Source organism: Paraburkholderia antibiotica (genome assembly GCF_012927125.1).
Lineage (GTDB): Bacteria > Pseudomonadota > Gammaproteobacteria > Burkholderiales > Burkholderiaceae > Paraburkholderia > Paraburkholderia antibiotica.
Genome location: NZ_JABBFZ010000011.1, coordinates 217,461 through 228,930, shown reverse-complemented (window position 1 = coordinate 228,930; position 11,470 = coordinate 217,461). Strand labels below are relative to the sequence as shown.

10 protein-coding genes are annotated in these 11,470 nt (G+C 56.8%); 6 read left to right on the top strand and 4 right to left on the bottom strand.

Features of this window, described 5'->3' with window-relative positions; all coding sequences use genetic code 11:
• Both fghA and HHL14_RS19210 read left to right on the top strand, forming a co-directional pair.
• A partial coding sequence (gene fghA / locus HHL14_RS19215) for an S-formylglutathione hydrolase (RefSeq protein WP_169499197.1) occupies positions 1-752 on the top strand: 752 nt, incomplete at its 5' end.
• A gap of 114 nt (positions 753-866) precedes the next feature.
• The gene (locus tag HHL14_RS19210) at positions 867-1,475 is read left to right on the top strand and encodes a glutathione S-transferase family protein (protein WP_169499196.1); all 609 of its coding nucleotides are present in this window, start codon (positions 867-869) and stop codon (positions 1,473-1,475) included.
• A gap of 43 nt (positions 1,476-1,518) precedes the next feature.
• Here HHL14_RS19210 and HHL14_RS19205 read toward each other — a convergent pair whose 3' ends face one another.
• The 4 genes from HHL14_RS19205 to HHL14_RS19190 all read right to left on the bottom strand — a co-directional run bounded on the left by HHL14_RS19205 (position 1,519) and on the right by HHL14_RS19190 (position 5,686).
• The gene (locus HHL14_RS19205) at positions 1,519-2,526 is read right to left on the bottom strand and encodes a GlxA family transcriptional regulator (RefSeq protein ID WP_169499195.1); all 1,008 of its coding nucleotides are present in this window, start codon (positions 2,524-2,526) and stop codon (positions 1,519-1,521) included.
• A gap of 145 nt (positions 2,527-2,671) precedes the next feature.
• Positions 2,672-3,493 (bottom strand): TauD/TfdA dioxygenase family protein, encoded by an 822-nt coding sequence (locus HHL14_RS19200; RefSeq protein ID WP_169499194.1) that lies wholly within the window; start codon positions 3,491-3,493, stop codon positions 2,672-2,674.
• 144 nt (positions 3,494-3,637) lie between these two features.
• Positions 3,638-4,333, bottom strand: a complete 696-nt coding sequence (locus HHL14_RS19195; protein ID WP_169499193.1) for a TetR/AcrR family transcriptional regulator — start codon at positions 4,331-4,333, stop codon at positions 3,638-3,640.
• Positions 4,334-4,705: 372 nt separating this feature from the next.
• Positions 4,706-5,686, bottom strand: coding sequence for an AraC family transcriptional regulator (locus tag HHL14_RS19190; RefSeq protein ID WP_169499192.1), 981 nt, complete (start codon positions 5,684-5,686; stop codon positions 4,706-4,708).
• Between the two features lie 824 nt (positions 5,687-6,510).
• Here HHL14_RS19190 and HHL14_RS19185 point away from each other — a divergent pair.
• The 4 genes from HHL14_RS19185 to HHL14_RS19170 all read left to right on the top strand — a co-directional run bounded on the left by HHL14_RS19185 (position 6,511) and on the right by HHL14_RS19170 (position 11,407).
• Positions 6,511-7,650: an LLM class flavin-dependent oxidoreductase gene (locus tag HHL14_RS19185; RefSeq protein WP_169499191.1), complete on the top strand. Its 1,140-nt coding sequence runs from the start codon at positions 6,511-6,513 to the stop codon at positions 7,648-7,650.
• Between the two features lie 45 nt (positions 7,651-7,695).
• A complete protein-coding gene (locus HHL14_RS19180) occupies positions 7,696-8,196 on the top strand; it encodes a flavin reductase family protein (protein WP_169499190.1) in 501 nt (166 codons plus the stop codon).
• Positions 8,197-8,609: 413 nt separating this feature from the next.
• The gene (locus HHL14_RS19175; protein ID WP_169499189.1) at positions 8,610-10,001 is read left to right on the top strand and encodes an MFS transporter; all 1,392 of its coding nucleotides are present in this window, start codon (positions 8,610-8,612) and stop codon (positions 9,999-10,001) included.
• A gap of 212 nt (positions 10,002-10,213) precedes the next feature.
• Positions 10,214-11,407 (top strand): porin, encoded by a 1,194-nt coding sequence (locus HHL14_RS19170; RefSeq protein WP_169499188.1) that lies wholly within the window; start codon positions 10,214-10,216, stop codon positions 11,405-11,407.
• The last annotated feature ends 63 nt before the right edge of the window (positions 11,408-11,470 follow it).

Sequence of the window (11,470 nt, the reverse complement as noted above, 5' to 3'; positions counted from 1 at the left end):
TGTACCTGCCGCCGCAGGCGTCGCAGTCCGGCGCGAAGGTACCCGCGTTGTTCTATCTCGCGGGCCTCACGTGCACCGAGGAGACGTTTGCGATCAAGGCCGGCGCGCAGCGCTTCGCGGCGCGGCACGGCATCGCGCTGATCGCGCCGGACACGAGCCCGCGCGGCGCGAACGTGCCGGGCGAAAGCGACGCGTGGGACTTCGGCGTTGGCGCGGGTTTTTACGTCGACGCGACGCAGGCGCCGTGGGCTCGCAACTACCGCATGTACTCGTACGTGCGCGACGAACTGCGCGAGACGGTGCTCGCGAATCTGCCGGTCGACGGCGCGCGTCTCGGCATCTTTGGTCATTCGATGGGCGGGCATGGCGCGTTGGTGCTCGCGCTGCGCAACCCGGAGATCTATCGATCGGTGTCGGCGTTCGCGCCGATTGCCGCGCCGATGCGTTGCCCGTGGGGCGAGAAGGCGTTTGGCGGCTATCTCGGCGAGAACCGCGAAACGTGGAAGCAGTACGACGCGAGCGAGCTGGTCGCATCGGCTACCTGTTGCCTCAGATCCCCAATCTGGATTGATCAAGGCCTCGACGATCCATTTCTCGCAACCGAACTGTGTCTGGATGTGTTTGAAAAAACCTGTGCCGAAGCAGGCCAGGCGTTAATGCTGCGTCGCCACACCGGCTATGACCATGGGTACTACTTCATCCAGACGACGATTGGCGGCCAGATTGCGCATCACGCCAGCATCCTCATTTAGGTGTCATTTCACGACGTCACATCCATTTCAGCGGGCACGTGCAGATGAGCGTCGCCCGCCTGGGAGCAATTTTCAGCCGCAGTTCATTACCCACCTCTACATGGAGAATATCCAATGATCAAACTCTACGATTTCGAGTTGTCAGGAAGTTGCTACAAAATCCGTCTGTTTCTGAATATCCTGGGTATCGAGTATCAGAAGGAGAATGTGGACTTCGTGAATAAGGAACACAAGACGCCGAAATATACGGCGCTGAACCCATTCGGCGAGATTCCGGTTTTCGAAGATGACGATCTTTGGCTGCGTGATGCGCAGGCTATCCTTGTCTACCTCGCAGGAAAGTACGACGGGAGTCATACCTGGTTTCCGGCCGACGCGGCGTCGCAAGGCAAGATCGCACAGTGGCTTTCAACCGGGGGAGGTGAAATAATGAACGCAGCGGGTGCGCGGCTCGTGAAAATCCTGCACTATCCGCTGGACCTCGAAAAATTGCAGACGGGAGCCAATCGCGTCTTCAGAATCCTGGATGATCATCTAGCCGATCGCGACTGGCTCGAACTTGATCATCCGACAATCGCGGACATTGCGTGCTTCCCGTATACGGCCCTGGCCGGCGAGGGCGGCATCGCACTCGCACCTTACCCGAACATTCTGCGCTGGCTCGAGCGCGTGAAGCAATTGCCGGGCTTTATACCGATGCCCGGGATAACTCCGTCGGTGTGATCATCCAAAGTCGGGTTGCGCCTTTCTTGCCGTGAGAAAGGCGTTACTGCCGTCGCTCGGTGCTGTCGCAAGCAGTGGCGCGACGGCGGCCAAAGCGTTCACGATATGCGTTGGGCGTCACACCGAGTACCCTTCGGAACGCGTTTCTCATGGCTTCGTACCCTCCAAGGCCAGCTTTTGCAGCAATGGTCTTCGACGGCAGATTTCCTTCTTCCAACATACGCCTTGCAGCTTCGACGCGACCTCGTTCCAGGAAATCCGAAGGCGTGGTTCCCGTTTCACGCCGAAAGATGCGGTTGAAGTTGCGCACACTCATGGAAAGACGCGCGGCCATCTCCGCTGCGTCGATCGGTTTGTCGATGTTGGCAAGCAGCCAGTTCTGCAGACCGCGAATTCCGGCATGAGAAGTGGCCTGACTGGCTAGCTGCAAGCTGAACTGCGACTGTCCGCCGGGACGCTTGAGATAGACAACAAGGTCGCGCGCGACGTCCAGCGCAATGTCCAATCCAAAATCTTCTTCGACGAAAGCCAGCGCGAGATCGATGCCGGCAGTGACACCCGCCGACGTCCAGAGGCAGCCCTCACCGACAAAAATGCAATCGACGTCGACATGTACCGACGGGTATCGCTCTTGCAGCGAGTTGGCGACGGCCCAGTGCGTCGTCGCACGTTTGCCGTCAAGCAGCCCTGCCTCGGCAAGGAAGAATGTGCCGGAGCAGAGGGCCGCCGTTCGCGTCATCCGCTGTGCGGCCAATTTGACCCACGCGGCGATTTGCGGCGTGTCTTCCAGAGCCTGCTCGATCCGTGGTGCGCCCACGATAATTGCCGTGTGCGGTACCGAGAGCAGGTCCAGCGCTTTCGTGGCAGGTAGCGAGACGCCGATGTCCGACCCGATCTCGCCGCGGCTTACCGACGCGATCTTCACGTCGTAACGGCCGCTTTGCCCTCGTCGTTCCAGATGAAGATTGGCGGCATTGAAGACGCTGAGAGGGCCGATCGCCTCGAGCATCTTGAATCCCGGGTAGATGACGATGTCGATGGTTACAGTCATGCGCGTATTGCAACACGGTGAAACGCGAGGCCCGATATCGCAGGCTAGCCGGGTTCATTGTTTTTCTGAGCGGGCTGGCCAGTGAGACATATTCCTGATAATCAGGACCCCGTCGCTTGTTGTCATTCAAAAGAGCCGAATCCCTTCATTCTCTGCGAATCGCAACGCGGTGCATTCTGCGGGCTGCGGGATGGTAGTCGTTCACCGCATAATGTTGTGTGGCAATGTTGTCCCATACAGCGACGGAGCCCTTTCGCCAACGGAATCGAACCTGCCACTCAGGCACCTTGGCGAGCCCACTGAGAAGAGCAATGAGCGCGGAGCTTTCGTCGTTCGTCACACCTCGAATATGTGTGGTATAGAGCGCGTTGACGAAGACCACGGGCTTACCGGTTGTTGGGTGTTCCAGCACGACAGGCTGCTCAATCGGCACGTATTTTTCGCGAGCTGCCCGATAAAGCCCGCCGGTCGGATCACGTCGCGCCAGATTGTCACTCAACGCAGGGGCCTCCCAGTTGTGAGTGGCTCTCAGTGTGCGCAGATACGACTGCATGTTCTTGTCGAGAGAATCGAAAGCCGCGGTCATACTTGCCCACATCGTGTCGCCCCCGGTTTCGGGAACGTCCACCGCATATAAGCACGCTCCTGCTGGAGGCGAGGTTTGCCACGTCAGGTCCGCGTGCCAGATATCCGTTCCAGTCCGGGTTCCCTGGCTGATGAGCAGTTCTACATGAGGTTCATCCGGGTGCGCGGGAAACGTCGATGAAACCGGCTCAATCTTGCCGAAGACTTGCGCAACGCGGACCTGAGCTGCAGGGCTCAACTCCTGATCACGGAAGAAGATGACCTGGCGTTCAGCCAGAATCGCGCGGAGAGCGGCTGCGTGTGTTTCGACTTGCGACGGATCGGACAGATCAATGCCGGTAATTTCCGACCCAATGCAGGGAGTTATGTTTTCGATTTGCATGGATTTCCTCCTGAAGTACCGCTTCCATAAGGGGCGGGTGCAACGCTAGGCTAACTTTAATTTCCACAAGTGGCAATAAAAATCAGTCTAGTGCCGCAGTCCGTCTACGTCAACTTCGATCTGCTAACGGACGGACTTGCGTATCTAGGAGTTGACTTCGTCGGCTTGCTGAATCTTGTCAGCTAGCACATGCGAGATGAACCGGAGGTAGTCGTCAACCTGACGATCGGCGTCGGGACCTTCACCGAACAGTGTGGCGAGAAGAGGCTGCGCAATCGGGATGAACGCCGAAACGCTGAGAATGGCCAGATGGAGAAAGCGGGGGTCAATTGTAGAAGCGGGCGAATCGGCGAGAAGCATACTGGTTAACTCCAGGCCGCGCCGTGTGATCCGTTGCAACGGAGTATCGGCCGGATCTTTGTCGTCCGCGTTCTCTCCATAGTAAATTTCCGAGAGTGCCAATCGCTCGAAGTGCGGATGCTCGCGCATGAACTCAAGCCGAAGCAGTAGCCGTTGATGCACGCGCTCATACACGGTGCCCTGCAGTCTCATTACGACTTCCATGCGGTCCTGCAATTGACGCATCAGAAGCTCAGTCACTTCCCTGAGTAACCCGCTAAGGTCCGAAAAATAGTAGCGAACCAGCGTGCGAGTGACTCCAGCGGCGCCTGCGACCTCAAGCACACTCAACTGTTCGGGCGTGCGTGTTTTGAGCAGACGAATTGTGCTGTCGAGTATCGCTTGCCGTCCTACTGCTTCATCGGCCAACGGCCGGCCGCTTACTCGGCGGGGCTTTTGTTTCGGCGAAACTTTCTTCGAAGGCGTGGATTTGTGTGGCATGGTGGGTAAGCGCTATCGGCAGGAGCATCGATGGTCGGACTCCAATTATATGCCGGTTCAGGAGGGCGACACGCGGTCGCTATCGCACCGGTTCGGGTGAGTGCAAGTATTCGGATAAGGCTTTTTTGAACTTCTCCGCTGCGGAATTGATTGCCCGCGTGAGTCAGGCGCGATGAGTCGATGTCATGGGGGCTGAGTCAGTTCGCCTATGGGTGTGTAGAAGGTGCCGTCGTCGTATCTGATTGCAGCCACATAGGCGCACCTTTTTGCGGCTTGATCTCGTGTCAGGAAGTGGCGATTACATCGGTTCCGTCAGGGGCGTGCGCGAGTGCCGGGACGAACCGGTTGGTGGATCGGGAGGAGGGGCCTAAGTCATGCATTCCTGCTTTGCGATACCTCACGTCGTTCCAGATCAAACAGGTCTGGCGCCGAGCGTGCATAAGTTCTGGGTGGCAGTCCTGACCAGCGCCGGAATGCGCGATTGAACGCCTTATCCGACGAGTAGCCGACGCTTTCGGCCACCTCGACAAGCCGGCGTTTGCCGAGCATGAGTTGTCCCGCGGCAAGATACATCCTGTAGGCGGTCAGGTGTGCAATGGGCGTTTCACCAACCAGTTGAACGAAGCGTGCACTAAACCGTGAGCGTGACATGCCCGCTTCCGTTGCGAGGCTGGCGACATCCCACTCCCTGCGCGGATCGCGATGAATCATGGCCATGGCTTTTCCGATCTGCCAGTCGGCCATACCGCGCAGCCATCCTTTATTCGATCGGCCGGCATTCAGCAATTGGGCGCGTAGCAGATGAACGAACAGGATGTCGGCAAGCCTTGCGGCGGCAATGGACCATCCGGGTTGGGCCGCCATCGATTCCTGAATGAAGCTCGTGAGCGTATTGAGCAACCATGGCGCAATGGCCGTGTCTCCCGCCCGGATATGAATGAGTGGCGGCAGCATCGAAAGAAACGGATTACGCTCAAGATCGCGAAATACGATGATGCCCGTATATAGTTCGCTGATGACTCCCGGCCCGCTAATCGAGAATGAAAGCGGCATGTCGAAGCGAGGCTGTATCCCGTTGTTGCTCATCAACGTATCGAACGATATGGGTGCCACTTCCAGCGACGAGCACATGACGTGTTCATGACCATGCGGAAGCAGAATGAAGTCGTCCGGTTCGACACGAACAGGCTTCATACCTTGAAGAACAATGAAGAATGGGTTGCCCACGCAGATGCGAAAAGGCGCACCTGTCACTGCCGATTTCCTGAATGCCCAGGGCGCGGCGAGAGAGAAGCGGCCGGTCACAACCCTGTCGGCTCTCAGGTCGGAAAGCACATCACTTACTGGATCCAATCGGGATACCTCGCTCGCTATGCACGGCGCGGGCCTGACTGGAACCTTAAGTTGCCGCGCGTGAGTATGATGAAATCGTCTTGTTGACCCGGTACTGAGAACCTGCCGATTGATCGCCGGGCCGGAACCGGGGCCGCAGGAGAATAGGATGCCTAACGTTGTATGACGGCTCGAGACGATCTGGGAAAATGGCGTTCGCTCGCGGAGGCGACACCGTACTCCTCGACTCTTCGGTCGATGAGATCGGGAGGCTCAGAAACGCAATATTTCCATATGTGGAAATATTAGTGGATCGTACGTCGGCTCCGCTACGGGGTTTTCCCTCGGTCCTGAAGTGCCATCCCAGCCGCGAGTATCGGGCATGCCGGTGGCGCGCCCCTTTTGTCTATCTATGTTCGAGCTTGACAGCGATGCGGTTGCTCGCTTGCCGGCGCTGGAATTCAGGTTTGCGACATTCTCAATCCACCGGTCGCCACTTTCTGTTTGTCCAATCGTTTCCTCATACACAGATGTTTTGCTTGTCAGAAAAACTGACGACGTCGAGACGATCAGCCTCTGCTTTGAGTTTTGGAGTAGTTGTTCGCTTGGGGAGGCAACGCAAGAATAGATTCACGATCCGGTGAGCAGAACTGTTGCAAGGAGACGGTGTTGCGGCGAGGCTGCTGAAACACTGGCCACGGCGAGTGAGCGTGATGTTCGTACATGCAAGCCGGTTGTTCGATGACGATCTGGTGGTCGCCGGCATGCCGGGGAGAAACGGTCTGTTCATCGGGCATTTTCGCGTGAGTTGAAAATTGTAGCCACTACAGAAACAGGGAGACGTGATGAAGCAGCATGAAGAGCGCCTGGAAGCGCTGCGCAACAGTAACAACCCCATTTTCAGCAGTACTCGAAAGCTCAAGCTTGGAACGTTTTCGACGAATCTGAGCGGCGGAGGGACCATGTCCAGCATGACGGGTCTCCTGAAAGCCGAATGGCCGATAACCCTCGAACTGGCGCGCCTCGCCGACGATATGGAGTTTGAAGCCATTGTGCCCGTCGGGCGTTGGAAGGGATTCGGTGGCGACACGAACTTCAACGGCTCCGGTTTCGAGGGGTATTCGTGGGCAGCGGGAGTTACCGCGTCGACCCGGCAGTCGAGTGTATTCGCGACTTCACATCTTTCGACTGTGCATCCATTGTTTGCCGCCAAGCAGGCCGCGACAATCGATCACATCGGCAATGGACGCTTCACGTTGAATCTCGTGACGGGCTGGTTCACTCCCGAGCTGCAGATGTTCGGTCTTCCGGAAATGGAGCACGAGGCTCGCTACGAGCTCGCCGAGGAGTGGGTCGAAATCGTCAAGCGCCTGTGGCAGGAAGACGAGCCATTTGATTTTGAAGGCCGCTATTTCAAGCTGAAACAGGCTGAGCTCTCTCCAAAGCCGATCCAGCGCCCTTATCCGGCGCTGATGAATGCGGCAGGATCCGAACGCGGACGCCATTTTGCCGCGAAGCATTGCGATGTAGCCTTCGTGCCACTCGATAGTCACGACCCCGAGAAACTGCGAAAAAAAGTCGAGACGTACAAGAACTTCGCTCGCGAAGTGTACGGGCGGGAGATCCAGGTTTGGAGCAACGCCTATGTATTCCACGGCGATACCGATGAAGACGCGCAGCGCCTGTGGAACCATTGTGTCCACGAACTGGGCGATTGGGAGGGCGTGAACAATATGACCACGGTGATGGGTATGACGTCCAGGAATCTGCCTCCTCAGGCGTATGAGTTCGTCAAGCAGCATTTCATCGCCGGATGGTGTGGTTATCCGCTTATCGGCGCTGCAAACCGCATTGCGGATGGCCTTGAAGTTCTTCACAACGCGGGTTTCGACGGCATCATTTTGACGTGGCCGCGGTGGGTCGAGGGCATGGAGCGCTTCCGGACAGAAGTGTTGCCGCTGCTCGTACAAGCCGGGTTGCGGTGAAACGTTCCTCACGCCCCAACGAAAACTTTGGAGGTAGTCTCCGCAATGCAGCTCATACTTCAAGACGATTTTCGTCACGCAATGAGGCGCCTCGCGGCGTCAGTCAATATCGTGACCTGCCAGAAGTCCGGTGTTTGGCATGGAATGACCGCCACGGCGGTTACGTCGCTATGTCTGGAACCTCCGTCGTTGCTGGTTTGTGTCAACCGCACGGCGTCTTTTCATGCGGCGCTTTGTGACGCCGAGATGTTCTGCGTGAACATCCTGGGCACACAACATCTCGACGTCTCCAATGCATTCGGTCGTAAGGTCGACAATCCGGCGGAAAAATTCACGACCGGTTCGTGGCAGGCCGATCGAACCGGCTCGCCATTCCTCGTTGACGCGCAATCCAACGTGTTCTGCAAGGTTGCCTCGGTGTTTTCATATGGTACGCACGACATCTTCGTCGGCGTTTGCGAGTCCATCCTGACTGCGGATCCGGATACGCCGGAATTGCCGCTTCTCTACGCTAACGGGCGTTATGCGTCGCCCGCATGTCTGTGAGCTGATCCGCGGCAACGTGGGCATACGGTCCGTACTTTCATACGAATGAAAACGCCGGTCGGCGTCGATCGGCGAGGCGGTGTTTTCCCCAGGCGGATACTGTTTGATTTAATTGTCACTTGTGGCAATATTGCGTCAATGCAGTCTGGATAGGTGCTGCCGCGGCCAATCTCCGGCGGCAGTTGACGGGTAGCAGGCGGATTGCCATGAGCAATCGGGTCTCACAGAAGGGGGCATGTGAGCCATGTGCGACAGCTGCCGTCGGTTTGATTTCCAGCGCTGAGACGCTATGCACAAGAGCCGTAAAAGCGAGCCGGGGTCGTCATGCCCGAATTTGGCTGTTTGAAGTCGGATAAATATTTCTGCATCTCCATCGAAATACATGGCTAGACATTCTAATTAGGAGACTGTAAATGAAAGAGACGGATGTGCCGGCGTCACCGTTGACGCTGGGCGGCGAAAGCACTTTGCCGAGAGGAAAGACGAATTTTTCCGACATCGAGATGGTGGAGGTCGAGCAGCAGACCATCAAGCAGATTACCTGGAAGCTCGTACCGATTCTATTCATCGCGTGGTTCATCAACTACCTCGATCGGGCGAGTATCGGTGTTGCTGCCCTGCAGATGAATCACGATCTGGGGCTCGGACCGGAAGCATTCGGCTTTGCCGCAGGGATCTTCTATGTCGGATATATCATATTCGAAGTACCGAGCAACATCTTCATGCATCGCTTCGGCGCGAGGCTCTGGCTTGCCAGAATTCTTTTCATGTGGGGTCTCGTATTGATCGGAACGGCATTCGTGCGAACGCCGTTGCAGCTGGATATTGCGCGAGTATTGCTGGGTTCCGTCGAAGCAGGGTTGCTGCCGGCAATCATGTATTACCTGGGGCTGTGGTTCCCCGCCAAACATCTTGGTAAGCCCATCAGTGTCGTCTACGTTGCATGCATCGTATCGCTCATTGTTGGTGGACCGCTCTGTTCATTCCTGATGTCACGCTTCAACGATACGGGCGGATTTCTCGGCTGGCGTTGGATGATGCTGCTGGAAGGCGCGCTGGGTGCAATTCTTGGCGTGATTGCACGCTTCTACCTCGTCGATCGACCCGCTGAGGCATCGTGGTTGTCGAACATACAGCGGAAATGGCTTGTCGGCGAAATGGCCAAAACGGCCGGCGAGGCCGCAAGCCATGGGACGTCGAGTATCCGCGAGGCGCTCACCAAGCCAATCGTCTGGGCGATGGGGCTGCTGTATTTCTGTACCGGTATCGCCTTCTTCGGCATATCGACGTGGATGCCCCAGGTGATCAATCAGATGACTCAACTGCCACTCATCGAGATCGGATTCGTTAGTTCGTTTCCGTTTGCGCTGGGAGCCATCGCAATGATTGTCAACGCCAAGCATTCGGACCGTACGCTCGAGCGGCGCTGGCACCTGGCAGGCGCCCTCGCAATCGGTGTGATCGGGATGTTTGGTAGTGGGCTGGTATCGGGAATGCCGGGGCTGTCTTATGCCTTCATCTGCCTGGCCACGATCGGTCTTACCGGATCCCTCGGGGTTTTCTGGACCATTCCCCCGACTTTTCTCGCAGGAGCAGGCGCTGCTGGCGGTATGGCATTGATCAATGCCATCAGTAGTCTTTCCGGTCTGCTTGGCCCCTGGCTGATTGGCGTGATGCGCAGCAGGAGCACCGATGTCACGATGACTTTGTACTGGATGGCAATCAGTCTGGTTCTTGCGACGGTGTTGGCAGCACTATTGCCTTATCCCAATCCGCGTCATTCCGCTGCGGCGAAGTCCAACTGAATATCGAATGTGCAATTCCCGGACTTGAGGTTTAGACCGGCAACCTGATGGTCGAAGCGGGTGCGCTCAAGAGGTAGTCTCGTTCACCCCAAATTCGGATGATGGTAGTCGATGTCATAGCCGTCTGCATATTTAGGATATTTAAATAAAAAATAGATGCGACGAAATTTTATGAAAATAAATTTTGTATTGGCTTCAGGAGGAGACGCGTCATGAAAAAAAGTTCTGCATTAGTGCCCCTGATCGTGTCGCTGATCTTGCTACCGTGCACCGCGAGTGCGCAGAACAGCGTCACGATTTACGGCATTATCGACACCGGCGTGCAATATCTGGGCAACACGCCTAACGGACATATTGTCAGCATGGAATCGGGCGATCTTGTTCCTTCTCGCTGGGGGCTGCGCGGGACCGAGGACCTTGGCGGCGGAACCAGCGTGATCTTCCAGCTGGAATCAGGGTTCAGCTCAACGAACGGTGCGCTGGGTTGTGGCATCTTCTGTCGTGAAGCCGTGATCGGGGTGACGAATCCCGTGTGGGGGACGTTTAGAGCGGGCCGCATCGGCGGGTACGAGCTTCAGAACGACAGTTTTAGTACTGACCCGCAGTTAATGAACATCTTCGGCGTTTCGACGCTGGTGCGCGGTCGGAACTGGACTTACGCGTCGAACACTCTCGAATACAAGACGCCAACCTGGCACGGTCTGACCGTCAAGGGGCAATACGATCTAACCAATAACACGAGTTTCAACTCGGGAAATCCAGGCAGTGGGCCCGGTCAACTGTACGGTCCTCAGGGGCGTTCGGACGGCATCGAGCTGTCGTATCAGCACGGTCCAGCGTACTTGCTGGTGATTTATGACGAAATCCGAAGTGCCAGCGGCCAGTTCGATAATGTTTATCAGAATTCGCGATCGATTCTGGCTGGCGGTACGTACAACATCGGCCCGGTGACGATGTACGGCGGGTTCCAGCATCTGAGCGCACCGCAGGCATCCGCCGAAGGTTATTTCGCCAATACGGGTGCCGCGCCCACCACTCTGAAGGAGGGAACGGGGTTGCCAACGGCGGTTGATCAGGAATGGATCGGCGCACGCTGGAACATCACTCCCGCCGCAGCGGTGATGGCCGCGGTCTATCATACGAATGCAAACCACGGGAACGGTAATGCAAATCTGTGGACGCTGGGCGGAACCTACTCGCTATCCAAGCGCACTTACCTTTATTCCGAGGTTAGTCTCGTAACGAACAGCAAGACCTCCAATATCGGGCTTGACGACGGCTATAGCGATCCGTATGGGGCAAACCGGAACGACGATCCATTGAGCGGTCCGGCAAATACCCGAACGAACCCGAATTTCGGGGGCTCGCAAGTGGGGTTTGTGGCGGGTATGGTCACGCATTTCTAGCGCTGTCTGGTTGCGCGATAATTTGAATCGGGCTGTTATCGCGTGATTCTCGCATCGTAGATC